General features: G+C 67.3%; 24 protein-coding genes. 11 read left to right on the forward strand and 13 right to left on the reverse strand.

Going from position 1 to position 25935, the window contains the following annotated elements:
- Nucleotides 1-109 precede the first annotated feature (109 nt).
- The 8 genes from ACRCUN_RS06965 to ACRCUN_RS07000 all read left to right on the forward strand — a co-directional run bounded on the left by ACRCUN_RS06965 (nucleotide 110) and on the right by ACRCUN_RS07000 (nucleotide 8677).
- Entirely contained in the window at nucleotides 110-1423 is a 1314-nt protein-coding gene (locus tag ACRCUN_RS06965; RefSeq protein WP_462140895.1) for an RNA 5'-3' helicase PhoH2, read from the forward strand.
- 73 nt (nucleotides 1424-1496) lie between these two features.
- Entirely contained in the window at nucleotides 1497-2372 is an 876-nt protein-coding gene (locus ACRCUN_RS06970) for a polysaccharide deacetylase family protein (protein WP_462140896.1), read from the forward strand.
- Nucleotides 2373-2442: 70 nt separating this feature from the next.
- Entirely contained in the window at nucleotides 2443-3423 is a 981-nt protein-coding gene (locus ACRCUN_RS06975) for an Acg family FMN-binding oxidoreductase (RefSeq protein WP_462140976.1), read from the forward strand.
- A 9-nt stretch (nucleotides 3424-3432) separates the two neighbouring features.
- Entirely contained in the window at nucleotides 3433-4248 is an 816-nt protein-coding gene (locus ACRCUN_RS06980) for a universal stress protein (protein ID WP_462140897.1), read from the forward strand.
- Nucleotides 4249-4258: 10 nt separating this feature from the next.
- The gene (gene dosR, locus ACRCUN_RS06985; protein WP_462140898.1) at nucleotides 4259-4897 is read left to right on the forward strand and encodes a hypoxia response regulator transcription factor DosR/DevR; all 639 of its coding nucleotides are present in this window, start codon (nucleotides 4259-4261) and stop codon (nucleotides 4895-4897) included.
- A 159-nt stretch (nucleotides 4898-5056) separates the two neighbouring features.
- Nucleotides 5057-5479, forward strand: a complete 423-nt coding sequence (locus tag ACRCUN_RS06990; RefSeq protein ID WP_462140977.1) for a pyridoxamine 5'-phosphate oxidase family protein — start codon at nucleotides 5057-5059, stop codon at nucleotides 5477-5479.
- 10 nt (nucleotides 5480-5489) lie between these two features.
- Nucleotides 5490-6899, forward strand: a complete 1410-nt coding sequence (locus ACRCUN_RS06995) for a WS/DGAT/MGAT family O-acyltransferase (protein ID WP_462140899.1) — start codon at nucleotides 5490-5492, stop codon at nucleotides 6897-6899.
- A gap of 53 nt (nucleotides 6900-6952) precedes the next feature.
- Complete coding sequence (locus tag ACRCUN_RS07000; RefSeq protein ID WP_462140900.1) at nucleotides 6953-8677, forward strand: GAF domain-containing sensor histidine kinase; 1725 nt, start codon at nucleotides 6953-6955, stop codon at nucleotides 8675-8677.
- On the opposite strand, the gene ACRCUN_RS07005 is transcribed toward ACRCUN_RS07000, so the two are convergent.
- The 10 genes from ACRCUN_RS07005 to ACRCUN_RS07050 all read right to left on the reverse strand — a co-directional run bounded on the left by ACRCUN_RS07005 (nucleotide 8666) and on the right by ACRCUN_RS07050 (nucleotide 19846).
- Nucleotides 8666-9577, reverse strand: coding sequence for an Acg family FMN-binding oxidoreductase (locus ACRCUN_RS07005; RefSeq protein ID WP_462140901.1), 912 nt, complete (start codon nucleotides 9575-9577; stop codon nucleotides 8666-8668). The genes ACRCUN_RS07000 and ACRCUN_RS07005 overlap by 12 nt on opposite strands.
- A gap of 113 nt (nucleotides 9578-9690) precedes the next feature.
- Nucleotides 9691-11115 carry a class II fumarate hydratase gene (locus tag ACRCUN_RS07010; RefSeq protein ID WP_462140902.1) on the reverse strand — a complete coding sequence of 475 codons (1425 nt, stop codon included), beginning with the start codon at nucleotides 11113-11115 and terminating at the stop codon, nucleotides 9691-9693.
- A gap of 25 nt (nucleotides 11116-11140) precedes the next feature.
- Nucleotides 11141-12169, reverse strand: coding sequence for a class II fructose-bisphosphatase (gene glpX, locus ACRCUN_RS07015; RefSeq protein WP_462140903.1), 1029 nt, complete (start codon nucleotides 12167-12169; stop codon nucleotides 11141-11143).
- 129 nt (nucleotides 12170-12298) lie between these two features.
- Nucleotides 12299-13345 (reverse strand): LacI family DNA-binding transcriptional regulator, encoded by a 1047-nt coding sequence (locus tag ACRCUN_RS07020; protein WP_462140904.1) that lies wholly within the window; start codon nucleotides 13343-13345, stop codon nucleotides 12299-12301.
- Nucleotides 13346-13401: 56 nt separating this feature from the next.
- Nucleotides 13402-14175 carry an SDR family oxidoreductase gene (locus tag ACRCUN_RS07025; protein ID WP_462140905.1) on the reverse strand — a complete coding sequence of 258 codons (774 nt, stop codon included), beginning with the start codon at nucleotides 14173-14175 and terminating at the stop codon, nucleotides 13402-13404.
- Nucleotides 14172-15356: a fumarylacetoacetate hydrolase family protein gene (locus ACRCUN_RS07030; RefSeq protein WP_462140906.1), complete on the reverse strand. Its 1185-nt coding sequence runs from the start codon at nucleotides 15354-15356 to the stop codon at nucleotides 14172-14174. The genes ACRCUN_RS07025 and ACRCUN_RS07030 overlap by 4 nt, the downstream gene beginning before the upstream one ends.
- A gap of 5 nt (nucleotides 15357-15361) precedes the next feature.
- Nucleotides 15362-16147: an enoyl-CoA hydratase/isomerase family protein gene (locus ACRCUN_RS07035; protein WP_462140907.1), complete on the reverse strand. Its 786-nt coding sequence runs from the start codon at nucleotides 16145-16147 to the stop codon at nucleotides 15362-15364.
- A complete protein-coding gene (locus tag ACRCUN_RS07040; protein WP_462140908.1) occupies nucleotides 16144-17259 on the reverse strand; it encodes a hypothetical protein in 1116 nt (371 codons plus the stop codon). Before ACRCUN_RS07040 ends, ACRCUN_RS07035 begins: the two co-directional genes overlap by 4 nt.
- Nucleotides 17256-18479 (reverse strand): CaiB/BaiF CoA transferase family protein, encoded by a 1224-nt coding sequence (locus tag ACRCUN_RS07045; RefSeq protein ID WP_462140909.1) that lies wholly within the window; start codon nucleotides 18477-18479, stop codon nucleotides 17256-17258. The genes ACRCUN_RS07040 and ACRCUN_RS07045 overlap by 4 nt, the downstream gene beginning before the upstream one ends.
- Before the next feature lie 26 nt (nucleotides 18480-18505).
- On the reverse strand, nucleotides 18506-19846 hold the full coding sequence (locus ACRCUN_RS07050) for an MFS transporter (protein ID WP_462140910.1): 1341 nt from the start codon (nucleotides 19844-19846) through the stop codon (nucleotides 18506-18508).
- A 144-nt stretch (nucleotides 19847-19990) separates the two neighbouring features.
- Between ACRCUN_RS07050 and ACRCUN_RS07055 the strand changes: the two genes are divergently transcribed.
- The 3 genes from ACRCUN_RS07055 to ACRCUN_RS07065 all read left to right on the forward strand — a co-directional run bounded on the left by ACRCUN_RS07055 (nucleotide 19991) and on the right by ACRCUN_RS07065 (nucleotide 23071).
- Nucleotides 19991-21496, forward strand: coding sequence for an aldehyde dehydrogenase family protein (locus ACRCUN_RS07055; protein ID WP_462140911.1), 1506 nt, complete (start codon nucleotides 19991-19993; stop codon nucleotides 21494-21496).
- Nucleotides 21497-21530: 34 nt separating this feature from the next.
- Nucleotides 21531-22163: a DUF4245 domain-containing protein gene (locus ACRCUN_RS07060; protein ID WP_462140912.1), complete on the forward strand. Its 633-nt coding sequence runs from the start codon at nucleotides 21531-21533 to the stop codon at nucleotides 22161-22163.
- A gap of 77 nt (nucleotides 22164-22240) precedes the next feature.
- Nucleotides 22241-23071, forward strand: a complete 831-nt coding sequence (locus ACRCUN_RS07065) for a dienelactone hydrolase family protein (protein ID WP_462140913.1) — start codon at nucleotides 22241-22243, stop codon at nucleotides 23069-23071.
- Here ACRCUN_RS07065 and ACRCUN_RS07070 read toward each other — a convergent pair.
- The 3 genes from ACRCUN_RS07070 to ACRCUN_RS07080 form a co-directional block, all read right to left on the reverse strand.
- Nucleotides 23049-24245: an AI-2E family transporter gene (locus tag ACRCUN_RS07070; protein WP_462140914.1), complete on the reverse strand. Its 1197-nt coding sequence runs from the start codon at nucleotides 24243-24245 to the stop codon at nucleotides 23049-23051. The genes ACRCUN_RS07065 and ACRCUN_RS07070 overlap by 23 nt on opposite strands.
- A 106-nt stretch (nucleotides 24246-24351) precedes the next feature.
- A complete protein-coding gene (locus ACRCUN_RS07075) occupies nucleotides 24352-25164 on the reverse strand; it encodes an SDR family NAD(P)-dependent oxidoreductase (protein WP_462140915.1) in 813 nt (270 codons plus the stop codon).
- Nucleotides 25161-25922 (reverse strand): SDR family NAD(P)-dependent oxidoreductase, encoded by a 762-nt coding sequence (locus tag ACRCUN_RS07080; protein WP_462140916.1) that lies wholly within the window; start codon nucleotides 25920-25922, stop codon nucleotides 25161-25163. Before ACRCUN_RS07080 ends, ACRCUN_RS07075 begins: the two co-directional genes overlap by 4 nt.
- Nucleotides 25923-25935 lie beyond the last annotated feature (13 nt).

Raw genomic sequence — 25935 nt, forward strand, 5'->3', positions numbered from 1 at the left:
GTCCGGGCGGTACCGATCGTTTCGATCACGAGAGGACCGGCCCCGGTCCTGGTGCCGCAGTGTCCACCGAGAAGCTCGGGTGGGGCCGCGCGAGTTCTAGGAGCGCCACGTGACTGATAACGCTGTCCGTACCTATGTGCTCGACACGTCGGTGTTGCTGTCCGATCCCTGGGCATGCACCCGCTTCGCCGAGCATGAAGTGGTGGTCCCGCTGGTCGTCATCAGCGAGCTCGAGGCCAAACGGCATCACCACGAGCTGGGTTGGTTCGCCCGGCAGGCGCTGCGGATGTTCGACGATCTGCGGCTCGAACACGGACGGCTGGATCAGCCGATTCCGGTTGGGACACAAGGCGGTACGCTGCATGTCGAGCTCAATCACAGCGATCCGTCGGTGCTGCCCGCGGGTTTTCGCACCGAGAGCAACGATTCCCGAATCCTGACCTGCGCGGCCAATCTCGCCGCCGAGGGCAAGCACGTCACGCTGGTGAGCAAGGACATCCCGCTGCGCGTCAAGGCGGGTGCGGTTGGCCTCGCCGCCGACGAGTACCACGCACAGGACGTCATCGTCTCCGGCTGGACCGGGATGGACGAGATGGACGTCGCCGCCGAGGACATCGACACGCTGTTCGCCGAGGGTGAAATCGATCTGGCGGACGCGCGGGACCTGCCGTGCCACACCGGTATTCGGCTGCTCGGCGGTAACTCGCATGCGCTCGGCCGGGTCAATGCGGCCAAGCGTGTGCAGCTGGTCCGCGGTGATCGCGAAGTGTTCGGCCTCCGGGGAAGGTCAGCCGAACAACGCGTCGCCCTCGACCTGCTGCTCGACGAATCGGTCGGCATCGTGTCACTGGGCGGCAAGGCCGGCACCGGTAAATCGGCGCTCGCGCTGTGCGCAGGCCTGGAAGCGGTTCTGGAGCGGCGCACCCACCGCAAGGTCGTGGTGTTCCGGCCGCTCTACGCCGTCGGCGGTCAAGACCTCGGCTACCTGCCGGGCAGCGAGAGCGAGAAGATGGGCCCGTGGGCGCAGGCCGTCTTCGACACCCTCGAAGGCCTCGCCAGCCCCGCCGTTCTCGAAGAGGTGCTGTCACGCGGCATGCTCGAAGTCCTGCCGCTGACCCACATCCGGGGCCGCTCGTTGCACGACTCGTTCGTGATCGTCGACGAGGCTCAGTCCCTGGAGCGCAACGTGCTGCTCACCGTGCTGTCGCGGCTCGGCGCGGGGTCGCGGGTGGTGCTCACTCACGACGTCGCGCAGCGCGACAACCTGCGGGTCGGCCGCCATGACGGCGTGGCCGCGGTCATCGAAAAGCTCAAGGGCCACCCGCTGTTCGCGCACATCACGCTGCAGCGCAGCGAGCGCTCGCCGATCGCCGCGTTGGTGACCGAGATGCTGGAGGAGATCAGCCCCGGCGCTCTGCCGTGAGTGATTTGTGCACCGTGACCGGCGCCGGCCGCCGGTCACGGTGCACAAAACGCACGGCCGGTAGGCTGCCGGAGTGGCAGGCACCGTTAACCGGCAGGCGTGGCGATGGACCGTCATCGGTGTCGTCGTCGCCGTGGCGGTGCTGGTCATCGGCGCACTCACCGGACACGTCAGGAAAGCCGGCGCCGACGACGTCGATTGCGCGGTCGAGAAGTGCGTCGCGTTCACGTTCGACGACGGCCCCGGTCCCTACACCGACCGTCTGCTGCAGATCCTCAAGGACAACGACGCCAAGGCGACGTTCTTCCTGATCGGCAACAAGGTCGCGGCCAACCCCGACGGCGCCAAGCGGATCGCCGACGCCGGCATGGAGATCGGCAGCCACACTTGGGAACACCCGAACATGACCACGATCCCGCCCGAGGACATCGCGGCACAGTTCAGCAAGGCCAACGACGCGATCGTGGCCGCGACGGGCAGTCGGCCGAAGCTGGTCCGCACGGCGGGCGGTCTGATCAACGATCAGGTACTCGCCGAAGCCGGCAAGCAGGGTTTGGCCGACATCAACTGGGACGTCATCCCCTTCGACTGGGCCAACGATTCCAACACGGCCGCCACGCGCTACATGCTGATGACCCAGATCAAGCCCGGCTCGGTGGTGTTGTTCCACGACACCTACTCGTCCACGGTCGATCTGGTGTACCAGTTCATACCGGTGCTGCGGGCCAACGACTACCACCTCGTGACGGTCAGCCATCTGCTCGGCGAGCGGGAACCCGGCAGCGCCTACGGCAGCCGCGAGAACGGCCCGCCCGTCAACGGTCTCTCCGACATCCCACCGGCTGACATCCCGTCGCTGCCCAGCACCCCGTCACCGGCGCCCATGCCGAACTTCCCGATCACCGACATACCAGGGGCCAACTCCGGCGGCCCGAACAACGGTGCCTGAGACGCACGTCGCACGAGGTTGAGGACCAAAGACCCTAACCTGCGCGGGCGTGCGCGACGAGGCTGGTGGCATGCCCGACACCATGATCGACACCGCAACCATCACCGCCGCCGTGCAATTGGCGTCGCGTGCGCCGTCGTTGCACAACACCCAGCCGTGGCGCTGGGTGGCAGACGGTGAGGGTTTGAAACTGTTCCTCGACCCCAACCGGGTGGTGCGATCGACGGACCGCTCGTCGCGGGAGGCGATCATCAGCTGCGGGGTGATGCTCGATCATCTGCGCGTGGCGTTGGCGGCCGCCGGCTGGGCGACCTCCGTCGAGCGGTTCCCCAACCCGAACAACACCGATCACTTGGCGACGGTGCAGTTCAGCCCGATGCAGTTCGTGACGGACGCGCATCGCCGGCGGGCCGACGCGATCCTCGCCCGCCGCACCGACCGGCTGCCGATGGCCGCGTACGCCGACTGGGATTCGTTCGAGCCGCTGCTGCGTGCCCGGCTTGCCGACGGGCCCGTGCACCTCGATGTACTCGGTGACGACGACCGGCCGGAGCTGGCCGAGGCGGCCGCGCTGACGGAGTCGTTGCGCCTCTACGACTCTGCCTATCACGCCGAACTCGCTTGGTGGACAACGCCATTCGCGACCGAAGACGGTATCCCGCAGAGTTCGTTGGTGTCCGCCGAGGAAAGCGAGCGGGTCGGGTTGTCGCGAGCCTTCCCGGTCACCGCGCACAGCCAGCGCCGCGCCGGCGTCAGCGACGACTCCGCGACGATCGTGGTGCTATCCACCGACGGCTACAGCCGCGAAGATGCGCTGGACGCAGGCGAGGCGTTGTCGACGGCGCTGTTGGAATGCACGCTCGCCGGACTGGGTAGCTGCCCGGTGACGCATGTGACCGAGCTGCACGCGAGCCGCGACATCATCGGCAGATTGATCAACCGGGATGCCTGCCCGCAGGTGCTCATCCGGATCGGGCTCGCTCCCGCGCTGGAAGACGTGCCGCCACCCACACCGCGCCGGCCCGTCGAAGCCTTCCTCACCTTCGCCTAGGAGATCAACATGTCGACTGCACATGTGGTGGTTGTCGGGATCGACGGATCGCCAAGCGCATTGGATGCCGCTATCTGGGCGGTCAAAGAGGCTGTCAGCCGCGACATTCCGTTGCGCCTGGTCTGCGCCATAGACCCGGCCGACAACGGCACCGACCACGAGTCCGCGGCCCGCGCGCTGGCGACGGCCGAGCTCGCCATCCGGCAGGCCTTCACGGCGGTGGAGGCCACCGAGCAGCCCGTCAAGATCGAGCTGGAAGTGGTGCAGGACAAGCCGATTGACGTACTGGTCGAGGCGTCGCGGTCCGCCGCGATGCTGTGTGTCGGCGCAACCGGCCGCGACGATGCCGGGCACGGCCGCATCGGCTCGACGGCGTCGGCGCTCACCAGCGCGGCGCACTGTCCCGTGGCCGTGGTTCGGACACCCAGCTGCGGAAACGGCGGAATCCTGGTCGAGTTCGACGGCAGGCCGTCGAGCACCACCGCGCTGCAGGCCGGTGTTGACGAGGCGCGGCTGCGCGGCGCACCGCTGTGCGTCATGACGACATGGCAGCACCGCTTCAGCGACATGTACGACGCGACTGCGCGCGACGATCGAAATCGGCTGGCCCAGGCCCAACTCGACCGCAGGCTCACGCGCTGGCGTCGGCGCTACCCGGACCTGACCGTCCAGACTGTTGCCGGCGACGGCAGCACACTCGAGTATCTGGAGGCACACCGCGACTTGGTGCAGCTCGTGGTCGTCGGCGCCGAACATGGCCGCGTCAAAGAGTTGGCCGACACCGACTGCTCGCTGCTCACTTGCGATCGACCGCCGCGGTTGTGAGACTCGGGAGATGATCCGGGTATTTCTCGTCGACGACCACGAGGTGGTGCGCCGGGGGCTGATCGACCTCCTCGGCGCCGACCCGGAACTCGACGTGATCGGGGAAGCGGATTCGGTGTCCCAGGCGCTGGCCCGGGTGCCTGCGTTGAAGCCGGACGTCGCGGTGCTCGACGTCCGGCTCCCCGACGGCAACGGGATCGAGCTGTGCCGAGATCTGTTGTCCCGGATGCCCGATCTGCGGTGCCTGATGCTGACATCGTTCACCTCCGACGAGGCAATGCTCGACGCGATCCTGGCCGGCGCAAGCGGATACGTCGTCAAGGACATCAAAGGCATGGAGCTCGCGCAGGCGATCAAGGACGTCGGTGCGGGCCGCTCGTTGCTGGACAACCGGGCGGCGGCGGCGCTGATGGCCAAGCTGCGCGGCGACGCCGAACGGTCCGATCCGCTGTCGGGGCTGACACAACAGGAGCGGGTGCTGCTGGACCTGCTCGGGGAAGGGCTGACCAACAAGCAGATCGCGGCCAGGATGTTCCTTGCCGAGAAGACCGTCAAGAACTACGTGTCGCGTCTGCTGGCGAAGCTCGGCATGGAGCGCCGCACACAGGCCGCGGTGTTCGCGTCGAAGCTGGATCGCCACGACCACTAGGGCAGCGCGCGGACATGCCGCAGGATGCGGCCGCGATCGCCAGGACCGTAGGGTCTTTGGTCCCTAACGGTCAGGGTGTTTCGCCCATGTTGGCGGGCTCTGCCACGACATAGTGTCGCGGATATGAGCTACACCATCGAAACCGTTTCGGGAGCCGGAATGTCAACGCGCGCTGAGCCGATCACGATCCTGTCCGAATCGGCGAGTTGGGGCCTGCTGGGAAGTGCGGCGCTGGGGCGAATCGTCACGACCGTCGACAACGAGGCGCACATCTTCCCGGTCAACTTCGCGGTGCACAACCGCGCGATCCTGTTCCGCACCGCGGAGGGCACGAAGCTGATCAGCGCAGCCATCAACAACCATGTGCTGTTCGAGGCCGACGACCACAACGCGGTGGAAGGCTGGAGTGTGATCGTTCGGGGCATCGCACGGACGCTGCACACCGACGAGGAGATGGAAGACGCCGCGAAAGCCCAGCTGCTGCCCTGGACGGCAACGGCCAAGACCCATGTCGTGCGGATCTCGCCGATTCGCGTCACCGGCCGCCGATTCCGCTTCGGCCCAGAGCCGGCGGCCGAGTGAGACTACGGCCATGGAGCGGCTGTCAGCCCTGGACGCGGGTTTCCTCGAGGTCGAGGACTCCGACCCGCATGTGAGTCTCGCGATCGGTGCCCTTGCGGTGATGGCAGGTCCGATGCCCGAGTTCGAATCGCTCGTGGCCGGCCTTGCGGAACGGCTGATCGCGGTGCCTCGACTGCGCCAGGTGCTGAAGACCCGTCCGCTGGATCTCGGTGCGCCGCAATGGGTCGACGACCCGAACCTCGATATGACCCGACACGTTCGCCGCGCGGCACTGCCCCGGCCCGGGGATGACAGCGCCCTGTATCGATGGGTGGCCGAGGTCATGGAGCGGCGGCTGGACCGCGACCATCCGCTCTGGCAGTGCTGGGTGGTCGACGGGTTGCCGTGCAACCGGTGGGCGATCCTGATGAAGATCCATCACTGCATCGCCGACGGCGTGGCGGCCTCGCACCTGCTTGCCCGGCTCTGCGACGACCCGGACAGCAACGTGACTGCGCCAGGCACTCGTGCCGGCGCGCGTCGCGGCGGGTTCCGGCTGCCGCTGCCGTCGATCAACCCCGTCGACTGGGTTGCCGGGGCCTGGCACACCTCTCAGGAACTGACCGCAGCGGCGACCCACATCCTCCAGGGGGCGGGTGAGATCGTCGGCAGTCTGTTGAGGCCGGCTGAATCGGCGCTGACGGGGCCGGTCACGGACCGGCGCCGGTTCGCGGGCGTCGAGGTGTCTTTGGCCGACGTGGCGCGGATATGCGAGCGATTCGACGTCACGGTCAACGACGTTGCTCTTGCTGCCATCACCGACAGTTTCCGGTCGCTGCTGATCGGCCGCGGTGCCAAGCCCGCGGCCAACGCGCTGCCCACCCTCGTGCCGGTGTCGGTGCGATCCCAGTCGGCGGCCGAGGTGACCGACAACCGGGTCTCGGTCATGCTGCCCTACCTGCCCGTCGACAAGGCCGACCCGGTCACGCAGCTGCACGCCGTACACGACCGGATGACGAGGGCCAAGGCAAGCGGGCAGCGGCAGGCGGGCAGCGCATTCGTCGTGGCGGCCAATGCCATACCGTTCGCCCTGACGGCCTGGGCAGTGCGTGCCCTGACGCGGCTTCCGCAGCGCGGTGTGGCGATGTTGGCGACCAATGTGCCGGGGCCGCGCCACCGGCTGCGGGTCATGGGCAGCGAGGTCGTCCGCTTGCTCCCGGTGCCTCCGCTTGCCCTCCGCTTGCGCACCGCGGTGGCCATCGTCAGCTACGCCGACCATCTCGCGTTCGGAATCACCGCTGACTATGACGCGGCGCCCGATGTGGACAGACTTGCCGCGGGCATCGACCGGGCGGTGACGCGGCTGGCTCAGATCAGCGTGGTGCCGACGCGGGCCACCCCGCTGGGCACCCTTGCACTGGTGCCTGGGGCGATGGCGTAGCCCGACATTCGAAGACCGGAGAAGGTTGGTGCGCCACCGCTCGCAATGCCAGCATGGGGGACGTGACTGGGCAGGGGTCGGTTCCCGACGAGGAGCAACGGATGGCGCCGTTGCGTGACACGCTCTCGCAGCTGCGGCTACGCGAACTGCTCAGCGAGGTCCAGGATCGTGTCGAGCAGATCGTCGAGGGCCGGGATCGGCTCGATGGCCTGGTCGAGGCGATGCTCGTGGTGACATCGGGTCTCGAGCTCGACGTCACGCTGAAGACCATCGTGCACACCGCGATCGAACTCGTCGACGCCCGCTACGGTGCGCTGGGTGTGCGCGGCGATGGCCACGAACTCACCGAGTTCATATACGAGGGCATCGACGAGGAGACCCGGCACAAGATCGGGCCGCTGCCGGAAGGCCGCGGTGTCCTGGGCGTCTTGATCGATGACCCCAAACCCATTCGGCTGGAAGACATTCGGCTACACCCCGCATCGGTGGGCTTTCCGTCCAACCATCCGCCGATGCGGACGTTCCTCGGTGTCCCGGTACGTACCAGGGACAAGGTCTTCGGCAATCTGTACCTGACTGACAAGACCAACGGCCAGCCGTTCAGTGAAGACGACGAAGTCCTCGTGCAGGCGCTGGCCGCCGCCGCGGGTATCGCCGTCGACAACGCCCGGCTCTATGAGCAGTCGCAGGCACGTCAGTCGTGGATCGCCGCGACGCGCGACATCGCCACCGAGTTGCTGTCCGGGACGGATCCGGTCACGGTGTTCCGCCTGGTCGCGGCCGAGGCGCTCAAGCTCACCGATGCTCAGGGCACTCTCGTGGCCGTCCCCGCGGATCCGGAGGCCGCCGACGTCGACGAACTCGTGGTCGCCGAGACCGCCGGAGCGGTACCGGAGGGCGCCGCGCTGGCGACGATCACGGTCGGTGGGACGGCGGTCGGCCGGGCATATCTGGATCGCACGCCACGCCGGGTCGACGGCCATGAAGTCGGCGTTCAGGGCCTGGCCGGACCGGCCCTGGTGTTGCCGTTGCGGGCTACCGATACCGTCGCGGGCGTTCTCGTCGCACTCCGGGATGAACACACCCGTCCGTTCACCGCCGAGCAGCTGGAGATGATGGCCGCGTTCGCCGATCAGGCCGCGCTCGCCTGGCAGCTGGCCAGCTCACAGCGGCGGATGCGGGAACTCGACGTCCTCACCGACCGCGACCGCATCGCGCGAGATCTGCACGACCACGTGATCCAGCGGCTGTTCGCGGTTGGCTTGTCCCTGCAGGGCACGATCCCGCGGGCCCGGTCCGGCGAAGTGCAGGAGCGGCTCGCCGCGAGCGTCGACGACTTGCAGGCGGTCATCCAGGACATCCGCACGGCCATCTTCGATTTGCACGGCTCACAGGTCGGGACGACACGGCTGAGGCAGCGACTCGACGAGGTCATATCCCAGTTCGCCGGTGCGGGTTTGCACACCACCACGCAGTTCGTCGGCCCACTGTCAGTCGTGGATTCCGGGCTGGCCGACCATGCCGAGGCCGTGCTGCGCGAGGCTGTCAGCAATGCGGTAAGGCATTCGGGCGCAACTGAACTCATGGTTCGGGTCAAGGTCGACGACGATCTGAGCATCGAAGTCGCGGACAACGGCCGCGGTATCACCGGGCCGGTCACCGAGAGCGGACTGATCAATCTGCGTGAACGAGCCGCTCAGTCGGGCGGGCAATTGATCGTCGAAAACCGTTCAGGCGGGGGAACTTCACTGCTTTGGACGGTGCCGTTACCGGGATGACGGCCATGTCGTTCGGCGGCGCGGGGTGTCGGGCAGCGGGTCGGCGTCGTCGACGGACCAGCCCACCCGGATGAGCATCTGCGGATGCTCGCGGCAATCGAAGATCTCGTCGCGCAACGCCGCCCGCGTCTGTGCCACCTCGAGCGGCTCGGTGATCGGGCAGGTCGACAGCCCCAGGGCGGTCGCGGTGAGCAACACGAGGCTCGTCGCCTCCCCGGCCCGTAGCCGCGCCAGATCGTCGTCGTCGCGGGTACCGAGCGCCACGACCACACCTTGGTCGGAGATGGTGGCCGGCCTCGCGGGCTGCGCGAGCGCGGATCCGGTGGACCCGCGGCTCGCGAAACGCCCACTCCACCTGGCCAATTCGTTGAGGTACTCGCGGTCGGAGATGTGGTGCGAGACCGCCTCGTCCATGATGCGGCTGAGTTCGGTGAACGATTCGACGCGTCGCAGCGTCACGCCGGTTCGCGCGGCTCTTGCGCCCATCAACGCGATATCGGCGGGGGAGACCTCACGGTCGCTGTAGTGGCGGCGGTCGGTGTGGCGCCGGCCGATGGCGGCAGCGAGCGTCAGGTCGGCGTCGATGGGGACACTCGGCCCGACGGTGAGCATCGCAAGAAGATCGGGATCGGTCGGGTCGGGAAACCGGTGCACGGTGGCCCGGTAGCCCAGCGCGGCCAGTGCGACGACACAGTGGTGCAGGGTTGCGCCGCAGCTGAGCATCAGGTCGCGGCCGTCGGGGTCGGTGGCAGGCAGATGTTGCGTGCGGTCGGCATACAGATACAGACGGTCGGCGCCCACCCGCCAGCGCCACGGCTGCGAGTTGTGCACCGATGGCGCGCGAACCGCCAGCGACAGTGCCGTTTGCACTGTCTCGGCGTCGGGAAGCCTGGTGGTCACTCCTCCACGATGCCGGTGCGCGATGTGCGGTGGTAGAGCAGAAAGTCCCTTCCGGGACAACTGCGCGAGCAGTCCCCGCAAGCGGGGGACTGCTCGCGCAGTAAGAAAGAGCGTCAGTCGCCGTCTTTGACCTTGGCCATGGCGAGCACGTCGAGGCGCTTGTCGAGCTCGGCCTCAGAAAGCTTGTCGCCGATCAACCCACGGTCGATCACCGTCTGGCGGATGGTCTTCTTTTCCTTGAGCGCCTGCTTGGCGACCTTTGCGGCCTCTTCGTAGCCGATCGCCGAGTTAAGCGGCGTCACGATCGACGGCGAGGACTCGGCCAGCTCACGCAGGTGTGCCTCGTTGGCGACCAGGCCGTCGATGCAGCGCGCGGCGAACAACTTCGACACGTTCGACAGCAACGTGAACGATTCGAGCAGGTTGCGCGCCATCATCGGGATGTACACGTTGAGCTCGAAAGCCCCCGAGGCGCCACCCATCGCGATCGCGGCGTCGTTACCCACCACCTGGCAGGCCACCTGGGTAACGGCTTCCGGCAGAACGGGATTGACCTTGCCCGGCATGATCGAGCTGCCCGGTTGCAGGTCGGGCAGCTGAATCTCGGCCAGACCGGTCAGCGGGCCCGAGCCCATCCAGCGCACGTCGTTGGCGATCTTGGTCAGCGACACCGCGATAGTCCGCAGTGCGCCCGAGGCCTCCACCAGCCCGTCGCGGGCGGCCTGGGCTTCGAAAGAGTCGACGGCCGTGCGCAATTCGGCCAGGCCGGTCTGGTCGACCAGCACCTCGACGACCTTGGCGCCGAAGCCGTCGGGCGCGTTGAGGCCCGTGCCGACGGCGGTGCCGCCGATGGCCAGCTCACCCAAGCGCGGCAGCGTGGCCTTGACGCGCTCGATGCCTGCCTCGATCTGGCGGGCGTAGCCGCCGAACTCCTGGCCCAGCGTCACCGGGACGGCGTCCATGAGGTGCGTGCGGCCCGACTTCACGACGGTCCGCCACTGCCGCGCCTTGGCGGCCAGCGACTCGTGCAGCACCTCGAGCGCCGGAATGAGGTGGCGCACAGCAGCTTCCGTTGCGGCAATGTGGGTCGCGGTGGGGAACGTGTCGTTGGAGCTCTGCGACATGTTCACGTCGTCGTTGGGATGCACCGTCACGCCGTTGCGGGCCGCGATCGAGGCGATCACCTCGTTGGTGTTCATGTTCGAGCTCGTGCCCGAGCCGGTCTGGAACACGTCGATCGGGAACTGATCGTCATGCTGCCCGTCGGCGATCTCACCGGCCGCGGCGATGATCGCGTCGGCTTTCTCGGGCGCGAGCAGGCCGAGGTCCTTGTTGACCTGAGCGCAGGCCGCTTTCAGCAGGCCGAGTGCCCGGATCTGGGTGCGCTCAAGACCGCGGAACGAGATCGGGAAGTTCTCCACTGCCCGCTGGGTTTGCGCGCGCCACAGGGCGTTGACCGGAACCCGGACCTCGCCCATGGTGTCGTGCTCGATGCGGTACTCGCCTTCACCTGATGCGTCGACGGCTTTGTCGGACATGTGCTCCCTTTGGATGTGTGGGTTGTCAGGGCAGGGGTTGGATTGCGGACGAGTCACCGGTGAAGTCGATCGCGGAGTACTCGTTGAGCTTGGACAGCCGGTGGTAGGCCTCGATCATCCGGACCGTTCCCGACTTCGACCGCATGACGATCGACTGCGTGGTGCAGCCGCCGCTCGCGTAGCGCACACCCTTGAGCAGGTCGCCGTCGGTGACGCCGGTGGCGCAGAAGAAGACGTTCTCACCGGATACCAGGTGCTCGGTCACCAGGACCTCGTCCAGGTCGTAGCCGCGGTCGACGGCCTTCTGGCGTTCCTCGTCGTCCTTGGGTGCCAGCTGGGCCTGGATCGCTCCGCCCATGCAGCGGATCGCCGCTGCGGCGATGATGCCTTCGGGCGTGCCGCCGATGCCGGCAAGCATGTCGGTGCCGGAGTGCGGGCGGCACGCGGAGATCGCGCCCGCGACGTCGCCGTCGGAGATCAGCCGGATCCGGGCGCCGGTGTCACGGACGTCGGCGATCAGCTTCTCGTGCCGCGGGCGGTCCAGGATGCAGACGGTCATGTCCGAAACCGACAGGCCCTTGGCCTTGGCGACCTGACGGACGTTCTCACCGATCGGGGCGGTGATGTCGATGGCGTCGACGGCTTCGGGCCCGACGGCGATCTTGTTCATGTAGAACACCGCGGACGGGTCGAACATGGCGCCGCGTTCGGCGACCGCGAGCACCGAGATGGCGTTGGGCATGCCCTTGCTCATCAACGTGGTGCCGTCGATCGGGTCGACCGCGAAGTCGCACTCCGGGCCGTCGCCGTTGCCGACCTCTTCGCCGTTGTAGAGCATCGGGGCGTTGTCCTTCTCGCCCTCGCCGATGACCACGACACCGCGCATCGAGACGGAGTTGACCAGCTCGCGCATGGCGTCGACGGCGGCACCGTCACCACCTTCTTTGTCGCCGCGGCCGACCCAACGGCCCGCGGCCATGGCTCCCGCCTCGGTTACCCGGACGAGTTCAAGGGCAAGGTTTCGATCCGGGGCTTCGCCGCGCGTGGGACTCATGGCGGTGATTCTCCCAGAACAGGCTCGTCAATTGGGAGGCGGGATGCGGGCGACTGCATCGGATTGATCGGTATCGATCCAGTAGCAGTTTGCGTTTGCAAGATCCTGCGAACCATGTATTCCCGCAGATCACGCACTGTCACGCATGCGGATCGTGTAACCCACGTCGAGCTGGCGAGCCTGGGGCTCTTCGCCGCGCATACGGTCGAGCAGTATCTCGGCCGCGCGGGCTCCGATTTCCTCGGCATCGATCGCGACGGTGGTGAGGGCCGGCTCGAGCATGGCCGAGATCTCGAAATCGCCGAAGCCGGTGATCGCGAGGTCTGCCGGCACGTCTATGCCCAGCTGCTTCGCCGAGAGGATCGCGCCTGCGGCGAAGATGTCGCTGGAGAACACCGCGGCGGTCACGTCCGGATGTTCGCTGACGACGCGCTCGAGCAACTTGCGGCCGGTGCGCATCGCGACCGGCTCCTCGGCCAGGTTCACGATGCGCAGCGGCTGCTCCGGGAAGAGTTCCTCGACGACTTCGGTGAACCCCGCCCGGCGTTCGGCGGCGCGTTCGTCGCCGGGCGCGAGCACCCCGGCGAAAGCCAGCTTCTCGTGTCCCTTTGCTGCCAGGGCGCGAACGAGGTCGGCGACTGCTCGGCGGTTGGAGAAACCGACGAGCAGATCGAGCGGCTGGTCGCTCCAGCCCCAGGTTTCCACGATCGGGACATCGGCCGAGCGCAGCATCGCAGCCGCCTCAGGCGTGTGCAGCGCACCCACGATGAAAAACCCGTCCGGGCGCCAGCCGAGGAAGTTCCGGATCAGATCCTCTTCGGTTGAGGTTCGGTAGTCGGTGTAGCCCAGCTGCATCTGATAACCCGCGGGGCTGAGCACGGCCGAGGCGGCCTGCATGGTGTCGGCGAACACCGACGCCGACAGCACCGGAAGGATGGCCGCCACGGTGTGGCTCTGGTTGGAAGCGAGGTGGCTGGCGGCGCGATTCGGCACGTACCCGGACGCCCGAATGGCTTCATGTACTTTGCGCCGTGTCGTCTCCGATACCGAATGCGGCTGGCGCAGAACGCGACTGACTGTCTGTGCGGATACTCCGGCGAGCTCGGCGACGTCGGCCATCGTCGCCGTGCTGGTTGCTGCGGCAGCGCGCCTTCGCCGTTCCTCACCGCCTGTCATCGCCGGCCTCCGTATGCCCCACTTACCGGAGCTTAGTTGCGGCGCCGGGAAGGCAGTCACATGACGGCCGTGACGCCGCCGTCGACGTAGAGGATCTGGCCGTTGACGAAGTCCGAAGCCGGCGAGGAGAGGAACACCGCCGCCCCCGTCACGTCGTCGGCGGTGCCCCACCGCCCAGCGGGGGTACGTGTGCGCAGCCAGGCGTCGTAGTCAGGGTCGGTGGCGAGTTCGGCGGTCATGTCGGTGGCGAGCACACCCGGACCGATCGCGTTGGCCTGCAGGCCGTGCGGCCCCCACTCGGCGGCCATGGCGCGCGTCAGCATGAGCAACCCGCCCTTGGAGGCCGCATAGACGCCGACGCCCGGGCGGGTGATCGAACTGGTCAACGACGCGATGTTGATGACCTTGCCGGGCCTGCGCTGCGCGATCAGTCGACGGGCGACCTGGGTGGCCATCCGGAACGCGCCGGTGAGGTTGGCGTCGAGCACGCTGTTCCAGTTCTCCTCGGTGACCTCGAGCAGCGGTTTGCGCAGTTGCACTCCGGCGTTGTTCACCAGGATGTCGATGCGACGGTGCTCGCGGTCGAGTGTGTCGAACAACGCCGACACACTCGCGGCCGACCGGACGTCGAGCACATGCCCTGACGCGGATCCACCCGCTGAGCGGATCTGCTCGACGGTCTCCGCCACGTGCGTGTCGCGGCGGCCCGTGACGACCACCTCGGCGCCCGCGCCGGCGAGTGCGCTGGCGATGGCCCGGCCGATACCGGCGGATGACCCGGTGACCAGCGCCGTCGAACCGGTGAGGTCGAACGAGCCATGCTGTGTCACAGCAGCTTCCGCGCGGCGAGGTTGCGGAAGAGGTCAGCGGTCCCGAACGTCCACGGCGCGACCTGATCGCTGGTCCGGACCCGGTTGACCAGGGTGCCCAACGAAGGCGTGCCGATACTCACCAGATCGTCGACGTGATGGGTGAAGCCCTGGCCGGGCACGTCGCGATCGTCCGTCGGCGCGAACATGGTGCCGAGGAACAACACCGCTCCGTCGGGGTACTGATGCGTCGCGGTGAGCTGCGCCACGAGTTCTTCGGGGTCGCGGCTGATCTGCTTCATCGACGACCGCCCGTCGAGCACGAATCCGTCACTGCCGTGCACCCGCAGCTCGACGTCGCAGTTTCGCACGGTGTCGAGGTCGAACCCGTCGTCGAACAGGCGCACGAACGGTCCGATGGCGCACGATGCGTTGTTGTCCTTGGCCTTCGTCAGCAGTAGCGCCGACCGGCCCTCGAAATCGCGCAGGTTGACGTCGTTTCCCAACGTGGCGCCGACGATGCGACATGTCGACGAGATCAGCAGCACCACTTCGGGTTCCGGGTTGTTCCAGGTCGACCGCGGATGCACCCCGATGTCGACGGCCGTGCCGACCGAGGACATCGGCGCCGTCTTGGTGAAGATCTCGGCGTCCGGGCCGATGCCGACCTCAAGATACTGGCTCCAGGCGTCCTCGGCGACGAGCAGTTCTTTGATTTGCGCCGCCGCCGCGGAACCCGGCGCGATGTCGGCGAGATGGGCGCCGGTGAGTTCCACGATGTGTCTGCGGAAGTGCTCGGCTTTCTCGGCGTCTCCGCGGGAGCGCTCCTCGATCATGCGCTCGAGCATCGACGCGACGAATGTGACCCCGGCCGCCTTCACGCTCTGCAGATCGATCGGGCTGAGAAGATGATTACGTTGAGCGGCAGCGTATTCCGGAGGAGTGCTCGCCAACGTGTCGGCGAGGGAGCCGATGTGTTCACCCACGGCGCCGCCCACCGCGTCGGCCGGATCGGGATGTTCGGCCACGTCACGCATCGTCGGGAACGTCGCGGTGATATCCAGCAGATCACCGTCGCGGACCGTGACGACCGACGGGCCTCCGACATCGGCGCGGAACACCCGGCCCACCACGGTGGCGCGCTGGTGATCGACCGGCAGTGTGGTGGCCACCGTGGGCGGCCAGGTCGGTGTGGGGGGCATGCGTATCACCGCCTCCGGAATTCAGGTGTGCGTTTCTCGGCGAACGCGCGACGGCCCTCGGCGGCGTCGTCGGTGGCGAAACAGATTGTCTGCAGGTCGCGTTCGTATTCCAGGGCCTGATCTTCTGGCATGCTCGCGGCGGCGCGCAGGTTGATCTTCGCGGTCTCGGCCGCGATCGGGGCGCGGGCCGCGATGGTGCCCGCAATGGCGACGGCGCGTTCGACGAGCGCGTCGGGTTCGACGAGCTCGCTGACCAGATGCCAGTCGAGTGCGCGCTGCGCGTCGATCGGGTCTCCGGTCATCAACATGAGCGCGGCGTTGCTCGGTCCCGCGGCCCGAGCCAGGAACGCCGACATGCCGCCACCGCCGATCCAGCCGAGCTTCACCTCGGGTGCGCCGAATTTTGCTGTGGTGGAGGCGATCCGGATGTCGCATGATAGTGCGGTCTCCAAACCGCCGCCAAGGGCGTAACCGTTGACCGCGGCGATGGTCGGCTTGCGCAGGCGTCGGATCGCGTCACAGTAGTCCGTTCGATTGCGGAAATCCCACGGCGTCGCATACGAATGGAGCGCCGTGATGTCGGAGCCGACGCTGAACGATTTGGTTCCCGCGCCGGTTAGTACGACGACACGGACAACGTCGGAGTCGTTGCAATAGCGGACGGCGGTGACCAGATCCGCGGCCATCGCCGGGGTCATCGCGTTGAGCTTCGCCGGGCGGTCGATCGTGATCACCGCGACATACCCGTCGACGTTCAACGAGATCTCGGCAGAGAGTACGGGAGATGTCATGCGGGCACCTTCCGGGATGCGTTGTGGTGCAGGGCCGTCAACCTCTCGGACAGCTCACCTGGTGTCATGTCACCACGTACGGCCTGGCGAACATGCTCGGCGCCATGCGATTGCACGGCGATGAAGCCGTGGTAGCGGGGACGGACCCAGGCGGCGTCGACCGTGGCGCGGGTGTTGCGGTAGAACTCACCGAATTCAGCGTTGAGATCGGGGCTTTCCCACGCCGCGCGATGGCTCGGTTGGCCGTGATGGTGTGCAACGAACGATGACTGCGTCTCCGGTGTCATCAACCACCGAAGATGCGCGGCGAGCTCCGGCGCCGGAGCGCACCGCGCACTGACCGCGATGCCCGTGCCGCCCAGCACCGAACCGATACCGGCTGAGCCGCGGGGTGCATCGGCGAAGGTGAGCGGCCGGTCCAGGGCGGTTTCGGCGTAGTTGACGTAGCCGTACACCAGCGGGCAGTACTGCGGACCGGCCGAGGTGCTCATGCGCTCCAGCAACCCGATCGGGTTGACGTTGCCGTCGGCGCTGCCGACGACCTGCCGCATGGTCATCAGGGCCACGGCCACCACGTCCTCGGGCAGAAAGCAGTCCGGCGTGGCGGCGGGCGCCGCGCCTTCGGCGAGCGCGATCGCGCACAGCGTCAAGAACGGATGCGGTCCACCCAACGGCAGCGACGTCGGCACGTCGCGCGCGAACTCGACGGCCTCGGCCCAGGTGCGCGGCATGTCGCCGGCGATCTCCGGGGTCCCGACCGACACTTGGGTGGCGGCGTCCAGCGGCACCGCCCACTGCCGGTCGTCGACGAAATAGGAATCGAACGACGCACCGACGGTGCCCGCGCCCCACTCGGCGAGTGTTGCCGCATCGACCAGTTCATCGATCGGCCGCAACGCCGCGGTGTCGATCGCCTCACCGATATGCGGATGGTCGAGCACGATCAGGTCGTAGTGACTCGCGGTCTCGGCGATCGGTGCGGATTCAAACCCTTCCAGCGGCTGACGCGACCACACGATTTCGCAGGCGGGCGCAGCCTGCTCGCGCTGTGCCGCATCCAAGGCCGCATATCCGCGGGGGTGGTCCCACGTGAGGCCGGCGAGTGCGGTCAACGGACGTGTTCCTTGATCGAGATCAGGTCGGCGACCGCGCCTGCGTGGATCAGCGCCTCGATCCGCTCGGCATCGATGCCCATCTCGGCCAGTACTTCCCGGCTGTGCTCACCGACCATCGGAGCGCCGAAACGGATCTCAGCCGGTGTCTTCGAGAAGCCGTACGGGAAACCGGGTGTCACCACCGAGCCCTCGGTGGGGTGCTGGTAGCGAACGAAGGTCTCGTTGTGGATGATCTGCGGGTCGGCGAGCACGTCGGCGTACCCGTACACCGGCGCGCACCAGATGCCTGCGGGCTCGAAAAGCGCCAGCCACTCTTCGGTCGAGCGGGTGCGCAGCCGGTTCGCGGTCAGTTCGAACACGCGGTCCCGTTCGGCCGCTGACTGCGGCCAGGCCGGGTCCTCGGCGATCAGCGGCTCGTCGAGCAATTCGGCCAGGGTGGGTAGATCTGGCATCGACAGTGCGAGGAAGCCGTCGGTCGTCGCGAAAGTTCCGTAGGGAGACCGGATGTAGACGTGGCCGTGCGGCTGATCGCTGCGTTCCTGAGGTACGCCGCCTTGGGCGAACACCGACAGTTCCTGCATCTGCAGGGTCACGATCGCGTCCAGCATGTTGACCGTGACCTTTTGTCCCTCACCGGTTCGTTCGCGGTGCAGCAAGGCGGCCAGCACACCTTCGAACGCCGTCGACGCGGTGACTGCGTCAACCAGGTACTGCCCGGCGGCCTGCGGCGGATCGCCGGCTCGGCCGGAGGACAGCATCGCGCCACTCATCGCCTGCAGGAGTAGGTCCTGCCCGGGCCGCTGCGCGTACGGACCGTCCTCGCCGTAGCCCGAAATCGACACGTAGACAAGGGCGGGATTGATCTCATGCAGACTTTCGTAATCCACGCCCAGGCGGCCGGCCACGCCTGGCCGATAGTTCTGCAGGAATACGTCGGCCGATGCCACCAGTTCTCGCAGGAGGTGTTTTCCCTCAGGATGTTTGAGGTCGACGGCCAGCGATCGCTTGTTGCGGTTGAGCGACAGGAACGAGACGTTGATCTCGTTTCCGACCGCGCCGCCCGCCGGGGCGTGCCGTTGCCATTCGCCGGCGGTGGGTTCAACTTTGATCACGTCGGCGCCGAGATCGCCGAGCCGCTGGGCGGCGAACGGTCCCGCCATGGCGATCGAGCAGTCGAGCACCCGGTAGCCCGAGAGGATGCCGGATGGTGCAGACATTGCGTGTCCTTTGCTTGTCGTGTCCGTCAGAGTCGAGCGTCGGCGGCGGGTTGCGCCGATGCTGCGGATGCGTCGTCTCGATCGGCGTCATACCCGCTGATGGCGGCGTTGGTCTCCGGCGCCTTCCACGTCGAGAACGCCGACACCCCGGCGAGAACGGCCACCAAAGAGGCCACCGCCCATGGGCTTCCGCCGCTCGCGGCCACCATCGCGGTGGCGATCAGCGGCAGCGGGCCGCCGACGAAAGCCGACGTGAGCTCACGTGCGGCGGCGATCCCGGAGAACCGCACCGAGGTGGGGAAGTACTCGGCGTAGAAGGACGCCTGGACGCCGAAGATCGCACGGTCGGCGATGTGGGCGACGATCACCGCGAGGTAGAGCAACCAGATCGAGCCGAGTTGTAGCAGCAGGAAGAACGGCACGACGAACACGATCAGGAACAGTGCGCCGCCGATGATGACGGGGCGGCGGCCGACTCGATCGGAGAGATAGCCCCAGAACACCGTGGCGGCGGCGCCGATGAGGCCGCTGAGCATGATTCCGACAAGTGAGGCGACCTTCGGGTAGCCCAGGTTGTTGATCGCGTACGCGAGCGCGAAGGTCTGGAATATGTAGGTCAGTGACCCGCCGAAGTTCACGCCTGCCGCGATGAAGAACTTGCCGCGGTGGTGTTTCATCAGGCGGTGCATCGGTGAGAGCTCGGAATTCCGAGCCGTGCCCTCGATCTGCTTGAAATCCTCGGTCTCCTCCATGCGGAGCCGGATGAACACTGCCACCACCAGGCCAACGGCGCTGAGCAGGAACGGGATTCGCCAGCCCCAAGCGTCGAAATCCTGTTCGGGCAGCAGTGCGAACAAGGCGAACATGCCGGTCGCGAGCATCATCGCGATGTCAACACCCGCGGCGGGGATGGACGTGAAGAAGCCGCGCCGAACGGTGCCCGACTCACCGGCGACGACGACAGCGCCGCCGTATTCGGCGCCCGCACCGAAGCCCTGAACGACCCGCAGGAGGATCAGCAGCGCGGGAGCCCAGTAGCCGATCGCGTCGAACGTGGGCAGCAGGCCGATGAGAATCGTGCTGATGCCCATCATGGTCACGGTGGCCAGCAGGATGGGCTTGCGGCCGACGCGGTCACCGAGGTTGCCCAACACCAGGCCACCGAGCGGCCGGACCACGAAACCGATCGCGTAGGTCGCGAACGCGATGATGGTCCCGACCGTCGGGCTCACATCGCCGAAGAACTGCTTGTTGAACACCAGCACGGCTGCCGAGGAGTACAGGAAGAAGTCGTACCACTCGATCACCGTGCCCATGGCGCTGGCCGATACCGGTACCCACCGGTTGGGGGTCTTGGTGCTTTGCATAAGGGAACCTCGGGGGTTTCGTTCGGATGTTATGTTAGCGCTAACATCAGTGCATCGAGGAGGTTAGTGGCCCCGATCACAGTTTGTCAACGGGGTCGACAACCGTGAAGCAGCAAACCGGTAAACGCGATGAGAGGTTGATGTATGACATCCGTGATGAGTGTCGATCCCCGTACCGGCCGCACAACCGGCGTGGTAGCGGAGGAAACCTCGCCAGACGAAGTGGCGGCTCTCGCGGGCGCTGCCGTGCGCGCCGTCGCCGGACTCGATGCGATGGGCAGGCGGAGTCGTGCCGAGCTTCTCGCATCCATCGCCGCCGGGCTGGAAATCGCACGTCACGACATCGTGCAGATTGCTGACCGGGAGACGGCAATCGGAAGTGACCGCCTCGGCATGGAGCTGACACGAACGGTTCTGCAGATGCGGATGTTCGCAGACGTCGTCTCCGAAGGCGGCTATCTCGAGGCGGCGGTCGATCACGCCGCGGACACCCCACTCGGCCCCGCTCCCGATGTTCGACGGATGCTCGTGCCGTTGGGCCCGGTGGCCGTCTTCGGCTCCAGCAACTTCCCCCTCGCGTTTTCGGTACCCGGTGGCGACACCGCCTCGGCGCTGGCGGCCGGTAACCCGGTGATCGTCAAGGCCCACGGTTCGCATGCGGCGACCTCGCAGCGAATCTTCGACATCATGGGTGAGGCCGCGCGTGCGGCGGGCGCACCTGCCGGAAGCCTCGGCATCGTGCACGGGCAGGCCGCGGGTGCGACGCTGGTCGGCCGCCCGGAAATTCAGGCCGTCGGCTTCACCGGTTCCTTGTCCGGGGCGCGGGCGCTCATGGACGTCATCGGCCGCCGGCCCGATCCGATCCCGTTCTACGGCGAGCTCAGCAGTATCAATCCGGTGATCGTCACCGCGGCGGCAGCCGAGGCGCGGGGAGCCGAGATCGGAGCCGCGGCCGCGGCGTCGTTCACGACCTCGGCAGGCCAGCTGTGCACCAAGCCGGGTCTGATATTCGTCCCGCGCGGCGATGCGGGCGACGCGCTCGTCGCGGCGCTGTGCTCCGCCGCTGAAACAACATCACCCGCAACGCTTCTCAACAGACGTATCCACGAGTCATTCGTCGACTACCTGAACGCGGTCGGAGCTCCGTTCACCACATTGGTCCGCGGGCGCGCCGCGCAGGACGGTTACGCCGTATCTCCCGCGGTGCTCGGCATTCACGCCGCCGCGATCCGGGAAGGGTTGATCGACGAGTGCTTCGGACCGCTCACGGTGATCGCGCGCTACGACACCGAAGCTCACGTGATCGCGGCAATTCACGCGTTGCCGTCCTCACTGACCTTGACCGTGCACCACGAACCCGGGGATGTCGAGCGGCTGAAGGAGACGCTGCACGAACTGCGTGACTGCAGTGGACGCATCGTGTTGAACGGATTCCCGACCGGGGTGCGGGTGTCGTGGGCCCAACACCACGGCGGCCGGTGGCCGGCGACCAACACGCTGCACACGTCAGTCGGGGCCACCGCCATCCGCAGATTTCTGCGGCCGATGGTCTGGCAAAACGCTCCGGCCGAGCTGTTGCCTGCGGAATTGCGCGACGGTGACCCCGTTGTCCCGATCCGGATCGACGGCCGCCTGCACTTACCGCGCTGACGGCGCCGGTCGGCGGGCTGGGATACTGGCAAGCATGACCACCCAGCCCACCCCGGCCCCCAAGCCGGCGAAGTCACGGCTCCTGCAAGACGGCCGTGACATGTTCTGGTCGATGGCTCCGCTGGTGGTGGCTTGTGTCGTGCTCGCAGGACTTCTGGGCATGTGCTCGTTCCAGGGCAGTGGCCCCGGGCCCGGACCGGCTCCCGAATTCGACGCCCCGGCCGCGCTGCAGGCCGATGCCGATGCACTCAAGATCCCGATCCGGCTGCCCGCGCTTCCCGAGGGCTGGCAGGCGAACTCCGGCAGCCGCGGTGGCATCGACGGCGGTCTGACGTTGCCGAACGGTCAACATGGCCGTGCGGTGCTGTCGCGGGTCGGATACCTCGCGCCGAGCGGCATGTACCTCAGCCTCACGCAGAGCAACGCCGACGAGGCCGCGCTGGTCTCCTCGATGAAGCCGGATTCGTACGCGTCGGGCACCCAGGACGTCGACGGGGTGACGTGGGTCGTGTACGAGAGCTCCGATCCCGAGTCGGTGTGGACGGCACGGTTGAGCGGTCCCACCGGGCCAGCGCAGATCGCGATCACGGGAGCCGGCGGTACGGATGAGTACCGTACGCTTGCGGAAGCGACGCAGAAGCAGTCGCCCTTGCCCGTCAAGCGCTAGGTGCCCAACGTGAAGAAGATCGCGAGAATCGTCGAAAATCTCGCGATCTTCTTCACGTTGGCCCAGAAGGATGAGTGATGACCGCTCGCAAGCCCGACGTCGCCGCCGGGGCGGCTCCGGAAGCAGATCTCACCGGTTGGACCGCCGCGCCGTTCACCGCGGCCGGCCAGACCCATGACGTGTACCGCAAGGGCGAGGGCCCGGGTGTGGTGCTCATCCCCGAGATGCCCGGCCTGCACCCGGGCGTGCTGGCACTCGGCAACCACCTCGTCGACAACGGGTTCACCGTCGCCGCGCCGTCGCTGTTCGGCACACCCGGCGCCCCCGCGTTGCGGCCCGGGATGATGCCGGTGTTGCTCAAAGGTTGCGTGTCAAAAGAATTCGCGGCGTTCGCGACCAACGCAGACCGGCCCGTCGCGCACTACCTGCGGGCGCTCGCACGTGATCTCAACGCGAGCACACCCGGCAAGGGCGTCGGCGTGATCGGTCAGTGCTTCACCGGTGGGTTCGCGCTCGCCGCTGCCGTCGACGACAGCGTGCTTGCCCCGGTGCTCAGCCAGCCGTCACTGCCGCTTCCGTTGACGCTCAAGCACAAACGCGACCCGGGTTTGTCGGAAGCGGAGCTCAAGATCGTCGAGCAGCGGGCCGCCAACGACGGCCTGTGCGCGCTCGGCCTGCGGTTCAGCCAGGACTGGATGGCGCCCGGAGAGCGGTTCACGACACTCAAGGCCCGGCTCGGCGACGCGTTCGAGGTCATCGAGATCAATTCCGTGAAGGGCAACGAGCACGGCATCCTGCCGTCGGCTCATTCGGTGCTGACCGATCAGGTTCGCGAGGTCGACGGCCACCCCGCCTACGAGGCACGCAAACGCGTCGTCGAATTCCTCACGGAACGACTGGCGGGGTAGTCGGTTCGGGCTTCTCCTCGTCGGGTTCAGGCTCGCTCTCGGCAGCAGGCTCGGTCTTGCGTTTGAAGAACCACCGCAACCGCTTGCGGGGTTTGTCCGGCTCGGGTGCCTCGAGTTCGACACCTTTGAACACCGCCAGATAGACGCTGACAGTGGTCACGATGATGATCATCAGCACTGGGCCGATCACCAGACCGAAGAATCCGAACATCGCGATACCGGCGAACACCGACAGCAACATCAGTGCGGAATCCAGCCGCGCGGCCTTCGGTACCAGGATGGGCCGCAGCACGTTGTCGATGTTGGTGACCACCAGCAGGTGCCAGGCCACCACGAAGATGCCGCCGATGATGTTGCCGAAGAACATCATTCCGATGCCGAACGGGATCGAGAGGATGCCGCCGCCGAGCGGGATGACCGACAGTGCGGTCAGCAGGATCGCGAAGATGAAGAACCCGTCATGGAAGCCGCCGATGTAGATCGAGACCGCGCCCGCGACACCCTGACACAGCGCGATCACGAACTGGCCCTTGACCGTGCCCTTGACCATCGCGCCGGTTTTCGCGAGGTACAGGTCGGTGATCTCCTCGCCGAGCGGGTTGAGCCGGCGGATCAGGGTCGCGACCCCGTCCTTGTTGACCAGCAACGAGATGAAGACGTACAGGAAGATGACCGCCGCGGTCAGCGCGCCGACGATGCCGCCCACCGCGCCCTGCAGGACACCGAGCAGCCATTCGCCGACGCGCTGCGACACCGTGACGATGGTGCCGCGCAACGATTCCGGCGTGACGTGGATGTCGAGGAACGGCACGCGGGCGGCGAGCGAATTGACCAGTTCGAGGGTGCGGTCCCCGAGCGTGCTGAGGTCGGTTTCGGCGACCCAGGCGCTCACGGCGTTGACCATCTGCGAAATCTGCACGATCGCGAGGAAGACGATCAGCGACACCGGGATGATGACCATGAGCAGCGCCGCGAGCACGGTCAGCGTGGCCGAGATGCCGGTGCCGAACCTGCGCCGAAACCGTTGGTACAGCGGCGAGAACAGGTACGCGCCGACCGCGGCCATCACGATGAGGATGAAGAAGGTGCGCAGGAAGTATGCGCCGAGCAGCAGCGCGAGCACGGTGACGACCGCCAGCGCGCGCTTCTGGCTGACGGTGAACTGGCTGTCCATAGGCCCCTTCCCTTGCTGCGCTGACCTTAGCGTCACTCTGGCGTGACGCTCGGCATTCAGCGCCACTCTGGCGTGACAGTGGGGACGGGGCGGAGCCGAGGTCGGGTCAGACGCGTGCCTGGCCGGCCCGTTGGGTGGCGACGAACCGCATCGACAACCGCTGCATGAGGCCCGGAGCCAGCCGTGCGAACACCCATGAAGCGTGTGCGCGACGGGGTTTGACGAGGATCGCCTTGTTGCGCTCGATCGCGCGGAGGGTGTCGGCGGCGAGCCGGTCGGCGTCGTAAGCGGTTTTGACGCCCTGGCCCTGCAGGAAGTAATCGCGGCCGACGAAGCCACCGATCGCGCCCTTGTCGAGAATCGGTGTCTCGACGGCGGCCGGGCACACCGCCAGCACGCCGACGCCGTGGGCGGCGGCCTCCGAGCGCAACGCCAGCGACAGCCCAACGACGGCGTGTTTGGTCATCACGTAGCTCGTGAGCTGGCCCGCCGCTGCCAGCCCGGCCATCGATGCGGTGTTGACGATGTGGCCGTGGCCCTGGCGGATCATGGCTGGATACGCCGCCGCGACACCGTGCACGACGCCGCGCACGTTGACGTCGATGATGGCGTTCCACTGATCGAGCGTCAGCAACTCGGTGTCGCCGCCCCACACGATGCCGGCGTTGTTGAACATCAGATCGAGCCGGCCGGTGCGCTCGACCACATCGTCGACGGCGGCCTGCACGGCTGCGGCGTCGGTGACATCGAGGCGTGCGGATCGGGCCCCGATCGCGTCGGCGGTGCGGGCGGCGGCCTCCCCGTCGATATCGGTGCACAGCACCTGCGCACCGGCGCCGTCGAGCGCTCGGCACAGGGCAGCACCGATCCCCGACCCGGCACCGGTCACGATCGCCTGTTTGCCGGCGAAGTGGTTCACTGGGCCAGCTTCATGACGTGGCCGAGCACGTCCGGGTAGCGCTTGAGGTGGGCGCCGCCGTTGAGGTCGAGCACCTCGCCGGTCATCCACGACGCCTGCGGCGAGCACACGAACACCACCGCGGCAGCGATGTCCTCCGGAGTTCCGGCGCGGCCCAGCGCGGTGTTCTCGACGTACTCCTCGACGACACCGGGAACCATCGCGGCGGGCTCGGTCAGCGGCGTGTGCACGAAACCCGGGGCGATCGCGTTGACGCGGATGCCCCGCGGCCCCATCTCGAGGGCAGCCACCTGGGTCAGCATCGACAGCCCGGCCTTCGCGGCGCAGTAGGCGCTCATGCCCGCCGCGGGCTGTCGCCCGTTGAGCGACGAGATGGAGACCAGCACACCGCCTTCGGACAGATGCGCGCCTGCGTGCTTGGCAACGATGAAGCCACCGGTCAGGCATACGTCGATGACCGCGCGGAACTGGTCGACCGGCATGTCGGTGATGAGGCCGACGTTGCTGAACCCGGCGCAGTTGACCACGACATCGACGGCACCTACCTTGCCGAACAGCTGTTGCACCGAGTTCTCGTCGGTGACGTCGACGTAGCTGCTGGAGTGGGATGGGCCGAGCCCGGCGGCACGCTCGGCCGCGCCCTCGGTGTTGCGGTCGGCCACGACGACGCGGCAGCCCTCGGCCGCGAGCGCCTGCGCGCTGGCCCACCCGATGCCCGACGCCGCGCCGATGACCACCGCGACGCGCTGTGTGCTCATGCCTGGCTCCCGT

The sequence above is a fragment of the Mycobacterium venezuelense genome (assembly GCF_054919535.1).